Annotated in this window: 15 protein-coding genes; 5 read left to right on the top strand and 10 right to left on the bottom strand. The window is 45.6% G+C overall.

The genetic code is table 11. From position 1 onward, the window contains the following. The first annotated feature begins 90 nt into the window (after nt 1–90). Entirely contained in the window at nt 91–1,683 is a 1,593-nt protein-coding gene (locus QUA88_RS08225; protein WP_333053968.1) for a B12-binding domain-containing radical SAM protein, read from the top strand. Between the two features lie 110 nt (nt 1,684–1,793). Here the strand turns inward: QUA88_RS08225 and QUA88_RS08220 are convergent, their stop codons facing one another. From QUA88_RS08220 to QUA88_RS08210, 3 genes are all read right to left on the bottom strand, one after another. Continuing rightward, complete coding sequence (locus QUA88_RS08220) at nt 1,794–2,174, bottom strand: type II toxin-antitoxin system VapC family toxin (protein WP_333271183.1); 381 nt, start codon at nt 2,172–2,174, stop codon at nt 1,794–1,796. Between the two features lies 1 nt (nt 2,175). Next, on the bottom strand, nt 2,176–2,397 hold the full coding sequence (gene vapB / locus QUA88_RS08215; protein ID WP_333144142.1) for a type II toxin-antitoxin system VapB family antitoxin: 222 nt from the start codon (nt 2,395–2,397) through the stop codon (nt 2,176–2,178). Between the two features lie 83 nt (nt 2,398–2,480). After that, nucleotides 2,481–2,726 (bottom strand): hypothetical protein, encoded by a 246-nt coding sequence (locus QUA88_RS08210; protein WP_333271180.1) that lies wholly within the window; start codon nt 2,724–2,726, stop codon nt 2,481–2,483. On the opposite strand from QUA88_RS08210, the gene QUA88_RS08205 reads away from it, so the two are divergent. Beyond that, nucleotides 2,714–3,610, top strand: coding sequence for a M48 family metalloprotease (locus tag QUA88_RS08205; RefSeq protein ID WP_333271177.1), 897 nt, complete (start codon nt 2,714–2,716; stop codon nt 3,608–3,610). The two genes, QUA88_RS08210 and QUA88_RS08205, sit on opposite strands and share 13 nt — an antisense overlap. Nucleotides 3,611–3,773: 163 nt before the next feature. Here the strand turns inward: QUA88_RS08205 and QUA88_RS08200 are convergent, their stop codons facing one another. Further along, on the bottom strand, nt 3,774–5,204 hold the full coding sequence (locus QUA88_RS08200; protein ID WP_333271175.1) for a DUF7017 domain-containing protein: 1,431 nt from the start codon (nt 5,202–5,204) through the stop codon (nt 3,774–3,776). 2 nt (nt 5,205–5,206) lie between these two features. Further along, on the bottom strand, nt 5,207–7,873 hold the full coding sequence (locus QUA88_RS08195) for an NERD domain-containing protein (protein WP_333271172.1): 2,667 nt from the start codon (nt 7,871–7,873) through the stop codon (nt 5,207–5,209). A gap of 139 nt (nt 7,874–8,012) precedes the next feature. On the opposite strand from QUA88_RS08195, the gene QUA88_RS08190 reads away from it, so the two are divergent. Further along, the gene (locus QUA88_RS08190) at nt 8,013–8,174 is read left to right on the top strand and encodes a hypothetical protein (RefSeq protein ID WP_333271169.1); all 162 of its coding nucleotides are present in this window, start codon (nt 8,013–8,015) and stop codon (nt 8,172–8,174) included. 198 nt (nt 8,175–8,372) lie between these two features. Here QUA88_RS08190 and ftsH4 read toward each other — a convergent pair whose 3' ends face one another. The 4 genes from ftsH4 to QUA88_RS08170 form a co-directional block, all read right to left on the bottom strand. Beyond that, nucleotides 8,373–10,241: an ATP-dependent zinc metalloprotease FtsH4 gene (ftsH4, locus tag QUA88_RS08185; RefSeq protein ID WP_333271166.1), complete on the bottom strand. Its 1,869-nt coding sequence runs from the start codon at nt 10,239–10,241 to the stop codon at nt 8,373–8,375. A gap of 226 nt (nt 10,242–10,467) precedes the next feature. Then, nucleotides 10,468–10,974 (bottom strand): tryptophan-rich sensory protein, encoded by a 507-nt coding sequence (locus QUA88_RS08180; RefSeq protein WP_333271163.1) that lies wholly within the window; start codon nt 10,972–10,974, stop codon nt 10,468–10,470. After that, the gene (locus QUA88_RS08175) at nt 10,974–12,197 is read right to left on the bottom strand and encodes a transposase (RefSeq protein ID WP_333053985.1); all 1,224 of its coding nucleotides are present in this window, start codon (nt 12,195–12,197) and stop codon (nt 10,974–10,976) included. Before QUA88_RS08175 ends, QUA88_RS08180 begins: the two co-directional genes overlap by 1 nt. Nucleotides 12,198–12,327: 130 nt before the next feature. Further along, nucleotides 12,328–13,173: a M48 family metallopeptidase gene (locus QUA88_RS08170; protein ID WP_333053986.1), complete on the bottom strand. Its 846-nt coding sequence runs from the start codon at nt 13,171–13,173 to the stop codon at nt 12,328–12,330. A gap of 371 nt (nt 13,174–13,544) precedes the next feature. Here QUA88_RS08170 and QUA88_RS08165 point away from each other — a divergent pair, with 371 nt between their 5' ends. Continuing rightward, nucleotides 13,545–14,909, top strand: a complete 1,365-nt coding sequence (locus QUA88_RS08165; RefSeq protein ID WP_333054089.1) for an ATP-binding protein — start codon at nt 13,545–13,547, stop codon at nt 14,907–14,909. 172 nt (nt 14,910–15,081) lie between these two features. Beyond that, the gene (locus tag QUA88_RS08160) at nt 15,082–15,648 is read left to right on the top strand and encodes a hypothetical protein (protein WP_333053987.1); all 567 of its coding nucleotides are present in this window, start codon (nt 15,082–15,084) and stop codon (nt 15,646–15,648) included. Nucleotides 15,649–15,981: 333 nt separating this feature from the next. Here the strand turns inward: QUA88_RS08160 and QUA88_RS08155 are convergent, their stop codons facing one another. Next, the gene (locus tag QUA88_RS08155; protein ID WP_333271160.1) at nt 15,982–17,178 is read right to left on the bottom strand and encodes a GNAT family N-acetyltransferase; all 1,197 of its coding nucleotides are present in this window, start codon (nt 17,176–17,178) and stop codon (nt 15,982–15,984) included. Between the last annotated feature and the right edge of the window lies 1 nt (nt 17,179).

Genomic DNA, 17,179 nt, shown 5'->3' with positions numbered 1-17,179 from the left:
TCCGACCCCGAAAGGGGATTTAATTCAATGTAAAGCCGTCCTATAAGGACGGGGCTTCAGACCCAGTTTTTTGGTGAGGTTTAACATATAATGCGAGTTCTTTTAGTTTACCCGCTGTTTCCGAAAACATTTTGGTCTTACGAGAAAATCCTAGAATTAGTCGATCGTAAAGTGCTGCTGCCACCGCTGGGTTTGGTAACAGTAGCAGCTATTTTACCCCAAGAATGGGAATTTAAGTTAGTCGATCGCAATATCAGACAAATCACCGAAGCAGAATGGGAATGGGCAGAGCTCGTTATTCTCTCCGCAATGATTGTCCAAAAAGAAGATTTGCTAGACATCATTCGCGAAGCAAAACGGCGCGGTAAATCCGTAGCTTGCGGCGGCCCTTACCCCACCTCTGTACCCGAAGAACCTCAAGCAGCGGGCATAGATTACCTGATTCTCGACGAAGGCGAAATCACCTTGCCGATGTTCGTCGAAGCAATCGGGCGGGGCGAAAAAAGCGGAATTTATCGATCGGACGGCGTAAAACCCGATGTTACCACAACCCCAGTCCCCCGCTTCGACTTGCTGGAATTAGACGCCTACGATTCCATGTCGATTCAATTTTCCAGAGGCTGCCCTTTCCAGTGCGAATTCTGCGATATCATCGTCCTCTACGGCCGCAAACCTCGCACGAAAAACCCCCAACAATTGATAGCAGAATTAGACTATCTCTACAACTTGGGCTGGCGGCGCGGCGTGTTCATGGTAGACGACAACTTTATCGGCAACAAACGCAGCGTCAAACTGTTGCTAAAAGACTTAAAAGTCTGGCAAGAAGAACACAAATTTCCCTTTACTTTCAACACAGAAGCATCCATCGATTTAGCCCAAGATCAAGAATTGATGGACATGATGGTTGCTTGCAATTTCAATGCAGTGTTTTTAGGGATTGAAACTCCCGACGAAGAAAGCCTGCAAATGACGAAAAAATTCCAAAATACCCGCAATTCCCTGATCGAATCCGTAGAGTTAATTGCCAAATCCGGTTTGCGAGTAATGGCCGGATTTATCATCGGATTTGACGGCGAAAAACCCGGTGCCGGTCAGCGGATTGTCAAGTTTGCCGAAGCAGCAGCCATTCCTAGCACAACCTTTGGAATGCTGCAAGCTTTGCCGCACACTGCATTGTCCCACAGACTAGCAAAAGAAGGGCGGTTGCGCGACAAATCTGGCAACCTCAACCAGACTACCTTGATGAACTTCATTCCCACGCGGCCTCTCGAAGATATTGCCCGCGAATATGTCGAGGCATTCTGCGAAGTGTACGATGCTGAGAAATATTTAGACCGGACTTATCGCCATTTCTTAATGTTAGGTGCACCCACAGCAAAGATACCTGCAAGAGTTCCCAGTTGGATCGATTTGCGAGCACTGTTAACTGTGGTTTGGCGGCAGGGAGTCAAGCGCAAAACTCGGTGGAAGTTCTGGCATCATTTGTTCAGCATTCTCAAGCGCAATCCTGCTGTTTGGGATCACTATTTAACCGTATGTGCTCACAACGAGCATTTCCTCGAATACCGCCAGATTGTGCGGGATGAAATTGAAGCTCAATTGGCTGAGTTTTTGGCGTCGGAGTCTCAAACTGTATATCAAGAACCTGTTGCTGTTGAGGAAAAGCAAGTGCAAGCGGTTTAGGGTTCGAGAATTCTACCTAATAGCCAGATACCCGACTTCTTAAACAAGTCGGGTATCTGGCTATTCTCTTTTGTTATCTGGGCTTACTGATAAAATTTTTGCCTTCTTCATCACCACACCCGCTGAATTGGATAAGCATCAAAAGCCTCATCACGACTAATCAAAACCAGCGAATGATTCATCGTCTGTCCTACCAGAATGCGATCGAAGGGATCTCGATGATGCAGAGGAAGACCTGCGTAAATCTCAGTGTCTTCAAATGTAATTGGTAGAATTTGAGCGTTAATGTATTGCAATTCCTTCGGCAGGTCTTCAAATGGCCGATTCAGTTGAAGCTTACCGACATTGATTTTAATAGAGATTTCCCAAAGGCTGGCAATACTAAAATACAAACCTGTTTTAGTATCGATCGCTTCTTTTGCCTTACTACCTAGATTGGAATCGCCAAGCAAATACCACAGAAAGGCATGAGTATCTAAAAGGGAGTTCATGTTACATATATTCCTTTAAATCTTCCAGCGGTTCATCGAAATCATCAGACATAACGATCTGACCGGCCCAACTACCATAACCATGAGGTTGTTCAAGTTGTTCTTGAGATGATTCAGTTTTTGCGTGTTTTTCAAGTAAATATTTTGCATAATGCAATATCTCTTGTTTGAGAGATTCTGGCATCTTGACGAGAGTTTGAAAAATCTCTATATCGATAGTCATGATTTATGTGGAATTTTTACTATGTCATATTCACCAATTATACCGTAATTGCAGTCACAGGGTATTTAGAATGGCTATCTCGTTTAATCTCGTTTCCAACCAGAGCCTGGAAATGTCATATCCTGTGGCTCTATCGCCTCTTGAGAGCAGCCAGAGAGAGCCTCCAGATCGACATTCCCAGTTTCTGACTCAAAAGGTGAAATACTACTATTGGCGACAGCAGTTATTTCGGCAGATAGAGGCGCGATCGCCCGCAAATATGAAAATCTAATTAGAAGCTCAAAAATATCAAAATAGCGATCGCCCTCAACCCGCCATGTTAGGAACAAATCAACTCAGGACAGCAGCTCTTTTAGGACTCCTAAGCGGTCTTCTAGTTTTAGGAAGTTATTATTTAATCGGCAACGAGCAAGGACTTTACATCGGTTTAGCCCTAGCCGCCTTCTCAAGTTTTAGCTCTTGGTACTATTCCGACACGGCCGCGTTAATGGCTTACCGCGCTCGCCCCATCGCCCGCAGCGAAGCACCAGAAATCTACGATATGGTAGCATCGCTGAGTAAAAAAGCCCAAATTCCAGTACCGAAAATCTTTGTAGTTCCCACTCAATCTCCCAACGCATTCGCCACAGGAAGAGACCCGGAACACGCCACAATAGCAGTTACTGAAGGCATCATGAATTTGCTTTCCCGCGACGAATTGGAAGGCGTTATAGCGCACGAATTGACGCACATCCGCAACCGCGACACCCTCACTCAAGCAGTTGCAGGAACAATTGCCGGTGCAATTACATTTGTCGGGCGAATTCTGACTTTTGGAGCGCTTTACGGCCCGGTAACGCGGGATAGCAGACAAGGCCCGAATCCGTTTGGTTTGCTGTTTTTAATCATTTTAGCACCGCTATCAGCAACCCTAATTCAAATGGCGATTTCTCGGACGAGGGAATTTGCAGCCGACAGCGGTGCGGTGGAAATTACCAATAACCCGATCGGCTTAGCAAACGCCCTGCAAAAGTTGGAGAAACTGGGTCATGAAATTCCCATGCACGGCAATCCTGCGATGTCGCCCCTGCTGATTGTGAATCCTTTTTCGACTAAAGGTTTGCAGTCACTTTTCCGCACTCACCCGCCGACAGAGGATCGCATTCAACGCCTTTTGGAAATCGCGCAGCAGCAGCAAGGTACTCCAGTTATGGCTTACATAAACGGAGTTTGATCGATCGAAAATGCAGCAAGAATATGGAGAAACCCGGTGTTTTGAAGCAGCCGGGTTTTTGTATGTTTGTAACTAATTAAGGATCGCGAATTAAATAACTTACAATTTTAATTGTTATTGTGGGATGGGCGTCCCGCCCGTCCCACAAACTTGTGGAAGTTATTTAATTCTCATTCCTAAGTATGGCGCTGGCTGTCAAACCCCATGTGTTTTTCTTTTTATCAAACCTTTTGACAACAGCAACATTAACTGTTTGCTCGTTTTGCAACTGACCAGCTAATTCATGAGGAACATACACATTTTCTACAAACCCAAAACCACTTTGATGCAAGCGAAAACGACCAGTTTTACAAGACATACTATCAAAGAGTTTGCCCGATTCGCGTTTCTCCACCGCAAGCACCGTTAGCCGCTCGCCGTTTTTATCAACAGTCAGCGTCACTGGCGCGCCCATTGGCAGATTTAAATTCTTCAGCATTCCCTGATCGGGAGTAACAACTTCTTCAGATCCACTATGAGAATGCAATCCAAATTTGAGCATAATCTTGCCAGTTTTTGCTGCAAAGGTGCCGAGGTAATTAGCATGGAATCGCGGGCAACTTTGCCAAATCACCTTTTCGGCACTAGCAGCTATATTTTCTAACACTTCCTCCGGGTTAGAGAGATTTCCTGCACGATCGTACCAACTAGCCGTCAAGAGATTGCGAAGCGATTGGGGGATTTTCCATCCGTTATTGTTACGAACAGCAAAAGCTCGATAGGCAGCCCATTTAGCCACTTCCCCTTGGCCTCTATTTGCTGCGAGTCGGCTGAGATCCTCAAAAACGCTAACACCAAAATTTTCATCCCTGCAAGTTAAACACGCTTTTGCACAAAGTGCTAACGCTAGTTGAGAATCGGAAGTTTCCACGACTTTAGCTAATGCGTGCCACGCCCAGTAATCGCTACGCTTCTGCTTGACAAAGGAAACCAAAAGTTTTTGAGCTTCTGGCGCTCGCCCCAAACGATTTAGCAATAAAGCCTTGCGATAATTCAGCCATTCCGGTTTTTGAACTTTGGCGCGATCGAGTGCAACATCGATCAATTTAACGGCAAAATTTTGTAATTCTTGTACATCCGGGTAATCTTGAACAGTCAATTCACAAGCAATCTTCCCCACTTCCCTTGCTGTTTTCTCAACCAATGACTCGTAAACTTTACCGTCATTAGCAGTAGAAACCTGAAAATCTTCCGATCCAAAACTGTCAATACCCGCCCATTTTACGAACTTGGGTAAAAACTTGATTTCCTTTTTTAATCGAACAATTTGGGATAGCAAACGACTAAACAGCAAATCTGGTCGAGTCAGCTTGAGTTTGTAATATTCTGCCAATATTTCCCTGAGTTGGCTGACAGATGTCTCTGAATCTATGGATTGAGATTGATTAGCCGTATCTATTAGTTTTTTTACTTTGTCATAGAGAACCCAACCTAAACTGCTAGCCAGGAATTTGTCATTTGGATGTTGTTTTAGCAGTTCGTGCCCTCTCGAATAAGCTTCATCTATGCGTCCAGCTTTTCTCAAATTTTTGATTTCTTCCGTTAAATTTGACATTTTTATAATTCCAGTGCGAGGCGAACTAATTCTGAGATTTGTAAATTTGTGTAGCCGAGCGGCACAACTTGCGTCACAAAAGCATCTCCATCGTAGACAACTTTCAGTTTGAGAGTGTCATGTTCTGATTTGAGATAGTAAAATTGATGGTAGTAGTGGTGTTCAATTCCCCAGATGGCTATTTTGTGTGAGTCTAGTTTTGCTTTTATGATAGCTTGAACTGTTTGCTGAAATTCATTTCCTAATCGCACTTTTGATGTAATAACATCGCGCACTAAAGCGGCAAATTCAATCGGCTCAGATTTTACAGTTTCAATTCGCGTGACCTCAAATTGCCCATTGTAATGCAAGCGAAGACAGCAGGAACATCGACCCTCTTCCGAGGCAAACTCGTAAACTTCCTGATAACTATTATGCTTGTATGAAATTACCTGGATTTGATGGAATCTCAGAATTGCCGCGATATGTAAGTAAAGATTTTTCAAAGGTTTTTCGTGGATAGGGAAAGCCGAAATATTTGCATTCCCTGCTGCTGAATCCGGATCAAATGCAATTAAATCCTTAAATACCACTGAATCGAGCTTGCTTTGACTGTTCTTCCAAGTTGTTTTAAAAAATGGTGTAATTGAGGGAAAATTTAAGAGAAAAAGTTGATTTTGGGAGACAGAAAACAAGGTATAAACCCATCGAAAATAAGCGGCATTTGTTTGTCCCTGGCCGGTATCCATATTTGCGATCGCAGTCTTAAACCGCTGTCCCTGGGCGCGATGTAGAGTCAGCGCGTAGCCAAACCTCAGATGGGCTGCGTTTAAATACGGATCGCTGCGTAGAAACTTTGCTAATTCGCTAGAGTTATCCGATTCGTCTGATTCTATTACCTGTTTCTGCTGTTGTCTAAATCTGCTTTCTGCTGAAACCCGCAGAGCTACAAGTGTGTCCTTGTCAAATTCTGGCTTTTCTGCATACAAATAATCACTAAAGCAGTAAAATTGAACCTCTTTACTGCTCTCAAGTAGCCGTACTCGAAGACGCAGAAAATTTATCTTAAGTGGCTGTTCGCGCCCTTTCAAAGGTTGGATTAAAGGTGAAATATTGGGATAAACTTCTATGACTTCAGCAAAAGAGTTATTTGATATATAAGTTGGATCGGGCTGTTGTCTATCTACTGCGACAGGGCTGTTGTGGATATGTACAATATCACCTGCAACAATCTGTTTACCTAGACCCAAAAACTCTTGTCTAACCTGATTGTTGATGCGGTTAACCGATTCGTTGCTGAAAACTATAAACTTGGTGGATCGGTAATCTTCCTGGAATACGGTTCTCGATACCTCTTCTTCATTTGAGCGATCGACTATTTGGATGCAATTCGAGTCATCGGCGATCGCTGCGAGCTGATTAAATCTGCCACAATGTATACTTTGAGCGATTTGTTGACAATTTTTGACAAACAAATTTTGCTCTTGTCCTGGAAGTATAAAATCAAGATTGATGCGATCGATCTCACCGCCTATCGCAGCCTCCAAGCGCTCGTAACACAGGGCCGATTCCTCCACTTTACCTCTTGTTAGCTGAAACGGATCGCCCAGAAAAATCACCTGTCTTTGAGTTTTATCAATTTCGGTATATTCCAAGAAATCTGTAAGCAGTTGTCCGCTACCGTAACGAAAAACATCATTTTCAAACTGTGAATCCGATATCAAGTGGGCATCACCGACAATGTAAACTTCTTGCTCTGTATCCTGATTTTTGTCCAATCCATAGACAAGCTGATCCTTCTCTACTTTGTAATTTTTTGTGAAGAGATGCGAGTAAATACTCTTTGATTCAACTGGATAAACAGATGCAATCTTACTGTTAGGCGCAAGCACCGAGCAATTTCGCTTTAAGGCTCTAGATGTATCTGAAATCGCTTTTTGCAGAAGATGCAAACCTGTTCCCATCATCCCAGTCACGATTAAAACCTTCTTTGAGGAAGCTAAAAATTGCTCAACGCGATTAACTACAAATTCAAGAGACTTAGGTAACTCAACTTTAGCAGTATCAACTGCTGATAAAGAGTCAGGAATTGCTTTAGTACCCAATCCTGGAGGAATATAATCAGCAATAGAAAAATGTTGAACAATGTCTGCTAAATCTTGCTTAGAAAAATTGATTTCTCGGCTAGTGATTTGAGATAACCGCTGTATTGTACCGGCGAAGTCAACAACATGAAACCACCTTTCAATATTAGGCGATAGCTGTCTTTCGTCAAAGGTAATGGGTTTGTGAAAAAGCACTAACCCAGATATATATCCTAAATTTGGTTTTCTATCTGACGGGAATCTAATTCTTTTTAAACTGTTGAGTAGCGCAAATTTGTTATCTCTGACTTGAATAAATGGATTTGGCTTGCTTCCCCCTTTTACCTCCACGTCACCAGCCAGCCACGGCCCATTTTCTGAAAAAGTAATATTTCCCCCGTAGTCTTTGAAGTCGATGACAGTAATACTGTTTCTTTTCAGAATTGCTGCATCAATTTCGCTTCCTTCACAGTAGAAGTTTCCTAACAGAATTATCAAATCATCCGAATCACCCCACGCCCGTTCCAATTCGTTTAGCAAGCCATCGAATATACGGTTCTCATGGGTTGTCTCGTAAGCGTGCGTTCTATATACCCGAACAGTCATAGCTCGATCGCGTTTAATTTTATTAGCCGAATCTTCTCACAGGTTGAGCACCGTGAGCAATAGTTTTCAGGGAGAAACAGTTTTTCTCAGTGATCCAGTAGCAGAATCAGTTTGTGTGTAGCCTATACGACAAAGTAGCATGGATTGTTGGCTGCTGTCAAAACAGCCTGAATCCCGGCGCGTGCGGGAGGCGCAAACCTATGGTGCGAAGCCAATTTGGCATTCTGATTGTCATGACGGCCGCAAGTCGATCGGCATAAAAGTTATCTCACCGGGTGTAGTGTCCGTTGATACTGGCTAACGGCTGAACTCACCCGGACACTAAAAAACGCAGATGATTTGGACTCATCTGCGTTTGTCCGGTTTAATTAAACAGTCCTGGACGCACTCCGAATAAAGAAACCGGGTTTTTTCCGAATTTGTCGCCTACAGCGCGTCTTCTCAATAAAAACCCGGTTTCTGGACTCTCATGGGTAAGTCCGATTAAACCCTATTAAACTCAAGCCGCCACCTTATCTAAAGGCCGCACTTGACGGAGGAATTCGCGAAGTGCGTCACCTTCCACCACCTCAGTTTCCAACAGTTTCTGCGTAATTGTTTCCAACAATTCCCGATTTGCTTTCAGAATATCCAAAGCTTGCTGATGTGCAGTTTCGACAATTTCCTTCACTTCTTGGTCGATCGCCTCAGCAGTTTGAGCACTCACCGCACGGCGGGCATTTCCCATACCGTCATTGAGGAACATTGATTGTTGACCTCGATCGTAAGCAAGAGGCCCCAAAACCTTACTCATCCCGTAAGTTGTCACCATCCGTTCAGCTAAATCAGTCGCCCTTTGCAAGTCATTTGAAGCGCCAGTAGTAATGCTACCAAACACGACTTCCTCAGCCGATCGCCCGCCCAACAAAGTCGCAATTTGACCCCGCAATTCCGACTCATCTAACAAGAAACGGTCTTCTGTCGGTACCTGCAACGTGTAACCCAATGCTGCCATACCGCGCGGGACGATCGAGATTTTGGCCACTTCGCCGCCGCCGGTCAGTGCAGCACCAACCATCGCGTGCCCGACTTCGTGGTAAGCCACAATTTTTTTCTCTTTTTCATTGAGCACCCGGCTTTTCTTTTCCAAGCCGGCCACAACGCGCTCAAACGCCTCAAAAAAGTCTTCCTGCGCTACAGTTAGTCGTTTGTTGCGGGCCGCCAACAAAGCAGCTTCATTGACCAAATTTGCCAAATCTGCGCCCGAAAAACCGGGGGTGCGAGCGGCCACGGCCTTCAAGTCAATATCCGGGCCCAACTTCACTTTTTGAGAGTGAATGTTCAAAATTTCTTCGCGACCAGATAAATCGGGGCGATCGACTAAAACTTGGCGATCGAAACGGCCAGGGCGCAACAAAGCAGCATCCAAACTTTCCGGGCGGTTAGTTGCAGCCAGCACAATTACCGTAGTATTGCCCGCCGCAAAACCATCCATTTCAGTTAACAATTGATTGAGAGTTTGTTCGCGTTCATCATTCCCCCCAAAGCTAGCGTTACTGCTACGAGATTTGCCGATCGCGTCCAATTCATCAATGAAAATAATACAAGGAGCCTGTTTCTTAGCCTGCTCAAATAAATCTCTAACTCTGGCAGAACCAACACCTACAAACAGTTCCACAAACTCCGAACCGGAGATGCTAAAAAACGGTACGCCAGCTTCACCAGCCACTGCTTTTGCTAACAGCGTTTTGCCAGTTCCCGGAGGCCCGACTAACAGCACGCCTTTCGGAATTCTCGCACCGATTGCCGTAAATCTGTCGGGAGTTTTCAGGAATTCAACAACTTCGACTAATTCAGTTTTAGCCTCTTCTACTCCAGCCACATCAGCAAAAGTAATTTTCGCCGATTCGCCTTCTACATAGACCTTAGCTTTGCTTTTGCCCAGCGAGAGCGCGCCCTGTGGCCCGCCACCCTGCCTGTTCATGAAAAATTGAAAAATCGCCACAAAAATCAGCGGCGGAACTACCCAGCTTAAAACACTGCCGATCCAGCCATTTTTGGAAGGGGGAGTTGCCGCAAATTCAACGCCTTTTTCTTGTAAAAGTTTAGGCAATTCCAGGTCAAAAATCGGCGTAGTTGACAGCACTTGACCGGGTTTATCACCTTCGCCTTTGAGTTGGTAGCGAATTTCATTTTGACCTACCGAAGCTCTGACTACATCTTGTTCTTGAACCTGATGGACGAACAAGCTGTAAGGCACTTGTGGAATTTGGGGGCCGAACAAATTGGGTAAAAAGATGTTTGCCAGCAAAAACAAACTTGAGAGCAATAACAAAATATTGCTAATTTGGCGAAAACGAGGTGCTTGGGGCTGGTCTTTAATAGCCATTGATAACTGTCATCCTTTGATTTAAAGCAGTTTTATTCATCTATTTTCTCATCAAATACCCACACACTGTTAAGCGGATTTCCTCACTTTATCGGGTGGGTTAACCCGCTAGCACGGATTTGCTATTATTAACAATGCTTTTTTTAACGAACCGCGAAGACCCTAATGACACGAAGCAAGAGCCGAGGGTTATAGTATGTAGGGTGCGCCGAATAACACCGAAGATTTATGCAGCTTCTGGGTTTAAATTAATCATTTCCCAAGTGGTATAAGTGCCGATCGCACCCCAAATCGCGTAAGGTAAAAGTAACAAAGCCGCGGTTTGAGAAATCGGCAATACAGCCAACGTCAACACAGCCCCTAAAATCTCGCCAGCCCCTCCCAAAATAGTCCCTACTTTCAGACTTTTGGCTCTGAGAGTAGCAGGAATATAAGCAACTGTGACAATTTCTAAAAGCAAGTACAAAGCCATCAGCAGCAAAGTTTTAAGGCTCCCTGGCTCCTGTTCCCACACGAAAGTAGCGCTGCCGGCCCCGCAAGCAAAAATCACCGTCCAAATTAACGGAATAGCAGGCTCAAAAAACATCCAATCCGGTCTTTCAAGTTTGACGGCCCAATTAATATCGCGGAGTTTAAAAAACAGAGTTCCGAAGGCGACTGAGAAAGTCACGCCCCCGATAATCATCCAAGATTCAATCATGGTTTTCAACTTTCCAATTGCTCGATCGCTCATTAAGTCGATCGTGCCAACTTAAAGCCGAACTTAGATCCGCCTTTAGTAATAACTTTTTTGACATACTCCCCGGCCATCAGGCACGGGGATTCTAAGGTCAAACAGCAATTGCAGGCTCTCGCCCGTCTGACATCGCCTAACTTAGCGGTTGATGCCCCAACCGCACAAATATTTTTGGCGGCATTTTCATCCCGCCCATTTAGTAATTGGCAGGACGGACAACGCCATTCTCTCACTGATAAATCTAGTTTTTCCAGAACATGACTGCAATGAAAGCAAGTCTTGCTCGATGGATACCAACGGTCGATAAAAATGATTTGTTTACCTTTCTTCGTCGCCACCCATCCCAGAATTTGCAGGAATTCCCCAAATGCTAAATCTAAAATTTTCCGTCCCCAGAGGCGTTGCATTCCCTTCAGGTTCAACGTCTCAAAGCACAGCACGTCAAACTGATCTGTTAGTTTATGTGCCAGCTTCCAGAACCAGTCAGAGCGCCGATTCACCACATCCTCATGCTGGCGAACAAGATGCTTTCTAGCGCGTTCCCGATTGGCTGAACCTTTCTGTTTATGAGAGTGCTGGCGACTCGCTTTCTGGATGGCATTAAGCGACTGTTTGAGGAATTGAGGCGATTCGATTTTGGCAGCATCCGAGACGGTGAGGAACGTTTTTAAACCAAAGTCAAATCCAGCGATTCTACTCGTCTCGAATTTGCTTTCTGACTCCGAAACGCTATCAACAACCACAACCATAAACAACTCACCTAATGTCGTGCGTTTAATGGTTAAAGTTTTGACTGTTCCCTCAATTTCTCTCGATTTCCAATATTGATACACTTTCTGCCCAATCTTGAGCCGATTGCCACCTAAAAACTTGTATCCAGCCTGTTTTAAGGTGAAAGACTTATATTTCTTTACTTTCTTGAATCCCGGCGCCCTCACTCCTTTTTGATGATGTTTGAAAAACAACTGGTAGGCTTTCTCAATGCGCTGGCAGATATCCTGCACAGCTTGAGCTCCAACCAACTGCCAGAACGGATTGCGCTTCCGCAGTTTGGCAATATGAGCCTGAAGTTTGGCGCAGTTCAAATGCTTAGCCCACATCCGGTAGTACCGTTTATGGAGTGCTATACAATGGTTATAAATTACCCCGGCAGCATTGATGGTTCGCTTGAGGTATTTATTTCGCTTATGATTGTATAGTTTGAACTTCAGAGTCTTCATACTATTATTGTATAGTCAAAATGTTCTCATGGGGGACTCAGAGAAAATAAAATACAATAAAATAAAAAGCCGTCCTAGAAGGACGGGGCTTTAGACCCATTAATTTCGGTAAAGCCCGATGCAATTATTGCTAACCGCCCGACACATTTTTAGCAAACTCATCGCGTCCAGACTCCAAATTAGCTGGAACGCCGTTAGGGTAATTTTGCGCGATTAAAGCTTGCAATTTTTGCACTCGGTTTTCAGGGTTGGGGTGAGAACTCAAAAACTCCGGCGGCGCTTCGCCCTTCCTAGCGGCACCGAGGATTTGCATCACCTCAACAATACCTCTAGGATCGTAACCAGCTTCAGTCATAAACCGAAAACCGAGCCGATCGCTCTCAAGTTCATCCGATCTACCGTACCGCAAACCGACAACTTGATTGACAGCTTGAGCAATTAATGCTGCCTGCTGCCCGCCCCCGCGATCGTCGCTAGTAGCCACCCCAACCGCCGTTACCAAAGCCCTGCCCAACTGCTGTTTTGCCAAGTGTTCCGCACCGTGGCGGGCGACAACGTGACCGGCTTCGTGCCCGAGTATAGCGGCCAACTGAGCCTCCGAATTCAGCCGCCCCAGCAGCCCCGCAGTAATGAAAACTTGTCCCCCCGGTAAAGCAAAAGCATTCACAGTTTGGGCGTCTCGCAGCAGGTGGAATTCAAACGGATAACCCGCTTGTTTCGCCACCGAACCGTTGATAACTCGTGCTCCTACTCGATCGAGATACTGCTGAATACTTTGGCTGGGATAAAGCCCCCCGTGCTTGGCGGCCATTTGATCTCGCGCCTGCAATCCCAAAACTATCTCTTGGCGGGGAGAAAGCTGCACCCGCTGTCTCTCTCCTGTTACCGGATTTTCTACGTCGTTTGTAAAATAGGTGATTGCCCCAAAAAATGCCATTAACAGCCCGATCGCGGCTCGAAATAAAAATTTATTCACAAGCTTTTACCTAAAAAGTTTCGCGATTAGAATACTATGGTGACAGCTTTCTCGACATCTGTCTGAAGTATCAAGAATGGAAAGTTGTTAGAGTTTTTTGAGATAATTTGCGAACAAGGCTTTTTTTTAACGAACCGCGAAGGCGCGAAGGACACGAAGGAAGGGAAGAAGGTTATAGTTATTAAATTGGTTAAACTGAGATGTTGCACCATTGTCAGCAACAGGCTTTCCGGCCTGTTCCACAAAGAATAGATTTTCTTGTGGAACAGGCCGGAAAGCCTGTTCCGAAAAGGCTAATTGAGAATGGTGCAACATATGAGTTAAATCTCTTGAATCCACTACAAAATCAGTTGCCGAACTTCCTTCGCAATATGTTCCAAGCTACTCGCCGCCGCCTCGCTATTTGGTACACTGCCGTTACTGCCGTATTATTACTTGTATTCGCCACAGGTTTCTATTTCTACGTCCGCACTACTTTGATCGATCGCATTGATGACACCCTCAATCATGTTGTCGAAGTAATAGAGCGAACTCTCGTTATCGAACCGCTCAAAATCCCTAATACCACAGATAAAAATAAATTGCAAGTTAATATTCAAGCCAGTTTTCGAGATAGCACCGATGCAGTAGAAGACGACCACATAGATTTAGAATGGTTCAGTCCTACGGGCGAATTGCTGTGGTCTACATTATCGGAACCGCTGAATATTCCCATTCACGCTAACCGCACCGGCGAAACAGTTTGGATAATTAATAATGAGTTGCAGTCAGCTCAAAACTATTCTCTCAGACAAGTAACCCAGCGAGTACAAATCGGCAGGCAAGTTCTGGGATATTTGCGAGTCAGTCATCCTTGGTTTGAAGTGACAAAACCCATCCGCCAATTAATTCTTGATTTGATTTTGGGCGCGAGTTTAACTCTAATTTGCGTGGCGGCGATTGGCTGGCTGCTGTCGGGATTGGCAATGGCACCGGTGCGAGAGTCTTACGGGCGTCTCAAACAGTTTACCGCCGACGCTTCTCACGAACTCAGAAATCCGATCGCCACTATTCAAACTAACGTCCAAGTAGCTTTGGCGGAACCGGATATCGAACCGCAGCAACACCAACAGCTACAAGTTATCGAACGCCTCACCCGCCGTTTGGGGCGCTTGGTTGACGATTTGCTGTTTTTAGCCAGACAAGACAGCGGTATCGTGCAACAGCAGTGGATTGAAGTTCCCCTCGATGCTTTGCTGATGGAGGTAATTGAAGAACAACAGGCGATCGCCACTACCCAAAATCTCTCTCTTTCTTTGGAAATTGTCGATCAGCCCAACGCTGAGGACAACTTTACACTGTTGGGCGACTGGGATCAACTAGCCCGACTCTTTACCAATATAGTCAGCAACGCCGTGCAGTACACACCCTCTGGCGGAGAAATAGAAGTAGAATTGCAACTTGCAGCCAAAAACAAAAGAAATTCGCCGATCTTAAATCCAGCCCTGCAAATAAAAGTAACAGACACCGGCATCGGAATTTCCCCAGAAGCCCTGCCACATTTATTCGATCGATTCTACCGCGCAGATCCCGCCCGCACCCATCGCAGCGCCGCCGGTTCCGGCTTAGGATTAGCAATCGCCAAAGCAATTGTCGAAAATCACCGGGGCCAAATCCGCATAGACAGCCAAGTCGATCGAGGTACAGCCGTTACCGTCACCCTCCCCGCCCACAAATCAGAAGCATCCCACCTCTAAAACTTCCCCTCCTCCTCTGCGCCCTCTGCGCCCTCTGCGGTAAAAAAAAATCTCCCCCTCAAGCCTGATTCTTCTTACCTCTGGCCCAAACCAAGCTATTAAAATTCAATTCCCGCATAGATTAACATGAACTTTGTTAGACAACCTCGATCGAACTTGTGAGGAGTTATTTATGTTTCGCCACAATCTACCGTTTAAAAAAATCAGCTTGCTAGCAGCCACCGGCGTCGGTTTACTCGTTAGTCTCGCAACAATTTCCCACGCCGGCGGCCCCCCGCCCCAACAAGGAAAACCCGTTTCCCAACCCGCAGAGACTCCCGCAGCCACTGAAGAACCCGTCAGCGAACCAACTCCGGCTGCGAGTCCGGGCCCCAGCGGGATGCCCTCTACACCAACAGACGCGCCTGCCCGCTTCCCCATGCCCAGTGCGCGAGTTACGCCTGCCGAAGGCATGATAGTAATTAAACTGGTGAATACCACCAATGCCGTCATCAATTATCAAATCGTAGGCGTCACCCAGCCGCGCACTCTGGGCGAACAATCGGAAATTTTGCTTCAAGCCATCCAAGTGCCCATCACCATCACTTATCAGCGCCCAGACGGCGGATTGCTGCTGGTTCGCCCCCAAGCAACCGCGATGCCGGGAATGTTGCAAGTCAGTTTCGGCGCGACAACTGAGTTGGAGGCTGATACAAAATCGCTGCAAATTCAGGAAGATGGCAAGGTAATTTTGAATTAGTTTAACTGTTGACTGTTGACTGTTGACTGTTGACTGTTGACTGTTACCATTCGTGTCAACTTAAGACTCAAATCCATAATCAATATCGTTTATAGTTGAGTTTAGAGCCCCCTAACCTCCCTTAATAAGGGGGGAAAAGAGTATTCTTACCTCCCCTCTAACTCCCATTAATAAAGGGGAAAGAGCATTCAAAGTCAACCCCTACTCCCCACCGATCGGGGGGATTTAGGGGGATCGAAACTTCGATACAAACGAGATATACACAGGGTTTTAGTATTAGGTTGACACCGATGGGCTGTTACTAATTTACAATTCCCAATTCCCAGTCAACCGTCACTCGCCGAGTAACAACGGAGGTAACTTAGTAAAAGGTAAATCCTCGTTGATTGCATCAATTTCTTCCTGTTCTCTTTCGTTGATTTGACCGATATAAGACTTGAGAATTTGGGCAAGACGGTTGTTATAAAATCGGTGCAAACTATAATTGGGCGTAGCTGGAAAGCCACGCCGTTTTTTGTGCCGCCCGCCGGCACCGGGATCGAAGCTTTGGATGCCCCGATCGATCGCCCATTCGATCGGCGTATAGTAACAAGCATCGAAGTGCAAGCAGTCGATTTCCTGCAAACTTCCCCAATAACGGCCGTACAGTCGATCGCCCTTATACAAACAAAAAGACATACCCATCGGCTGTCTCTCATCTTCCTTGTCGTAGGCGGCTACAAATAAAACTCGATCGCGATAATTGTGGTGCAACTGTTCAAAAAATCGCTTAGTCAGATACTTGCTTCCCCACCAACCAAATTTGTCGCAAGTATTCTCATAAAAAGCATACATTTGAGCAAACATGGCTTGGGGAATTTCATCGCCTGTCAGCGTTTTTACCAACAAACCAGCTTGATCAACTGCTTTGCGTTCGCGTTTGATATTGCGGCGCTGGTTGGCATTAAATGCGCCTAAATAATTGTCAAAATTTTGATAGCCTTGATTTTGCCAAATATAACTGTGGTGCAACCAAGCGCTGAAACCGTGGCGTTCCATGCGCTGCCGCCATTCTGGATCGACATAAAGGAAATTGCAGCCGGAGATATTGTGGCGATCGCAAAAATGGTCGATCGCGCTTACCATTACTCCGGTTAACTCGTCTTCATCTTCCCCCTCGGCAATCAAAAACCGATAGCCTTCAGCCGGAGTAAACGGCGTCATTCCCATCAATTTGGGATAATATTGAATACCCAAACGTTGAGCTAAATCCGCCCACTGATTATCGAATACAAATTCGCCGTAGCTGTGGCTTTTGACATAAAGTGGCGCGCAAGCAATCAACTGTTTGTCTCGCCACACAGTCAAGTGATGCGGTAGCCAACCGGTTTTACCTGTCGCAGAGCCCGATACTTCGAGATTGTTCAGCCAATCCCATTCGAGAAATGGAGTTTTTAGTGGCATCGCTAGGGCATCCCACGACGCTTGGGGGATTTCGCCTATTTTGCTAATCCAGGCTACAGAATATTCAGGTTTTGGCTGTTTCAGCATA

The organism is Microcoleus sp. D3_18_C2, from assembly GCF_036702395.1.
In the GTDB taxonomy this organism is placed as follows: Bacteria; Cyanobacteriota; Cyanobacteriia; order Cyanobacteriales; family Microcoleaceae; genus Microcoleus.
The sequence above is the reverse complement of the archived record's forward strand: the minus strand, read 5'-3'. Positions and strand labels throughout refer to the sequence as shown.

Coding starts and splice junctions, on each gene's coding strand:
- QUA88_RS08225 (WP_333053968.1), top strand. CDS start 91: ATGCGAGTTCTTTTAGTTTACCCGCTGTTTCCGAAAACATTTTGGTCT.
- QUA88_RS08220 (WP_333271183.1), bottom strand. CDS start 2,174: ATGAACTCCCTTTTAGATACTCATGCCTTTCTGTGGTATTTGCTTGGC.
- vapB (WP_333144142.1), bottom strand. CDS start 2,397: ATGACTATCGATATAGAGATTTTTCAAACTCTCGTCAAGATGCCAGAA.
- QUA88_RS08205 (WP_333271177.1), top strand. CDS start 2,714: ATGTTAGGAACAAATCAACTCAGGACAGCAGCTCTTTTAGGACTCCTA.
- QUA88_RS08200 (WP_333271175.1), bottom strand. CDS start 5,204: ATGTCAAATTTAACGGAAGAAATCAAAAATTTGAGAAAAGCTGGACGC.
- QUA88_RS08195 (WP_333271172.1), bottom strand. CDS start 7,873: ATGACTGTTCGGGTATATAGAACGCACGCTTACGAGACAACCCATGAG.
- QUA88_RS08190 (WP_333271169.1), top strand. CDS start 8,013: ATGGATTGTTGGCTGCTGTCAAAACAGCCTGAATCCCGGCGCGTGCGG.
- ftsH4 (WP_333271166.1), bottom strand. CDS start 10,241: ATGGCTATTAAAGACCAGCCCCAAGCACCTCGTTTTCGCCAAATTAGC.
- QUA88_RS08180 (WP_333271163.1), bottom strand. CDS start 10,974: ATGAGCGATCGAGCAATTGGAAAGTTGAAAACCATGATTGAATCTTGG.
- QUA88_RS08175 (WP_333053985.1), bottom strand. CDS start 12,197: ATGAAGACTCTGAAGTTCAAACTATACAATCATAAGCGAAATAAATAC.
- QUA88_RS08165 (WP_333054089.1), top strand. CDS start 13,545: ATGTTCCAAGCTACTCGCCGCCGCCTCGCTATTTGGTACACTGCCGTT.
- QUA88_RS08160 (WP_333053987.1), top strand. CDS start 15,082: ATGTTTCGCCACAATCTACCGTTTAAAAAAATCAGCTTGCTAGCAGCC.
- QUA88_RS08155 (WP_333271160.1), bottom strand. CDS start 17,178: ATGCTGAAACAGCCAAAACCTGAATATTCTGTAGCCTGGATTAGCAAA.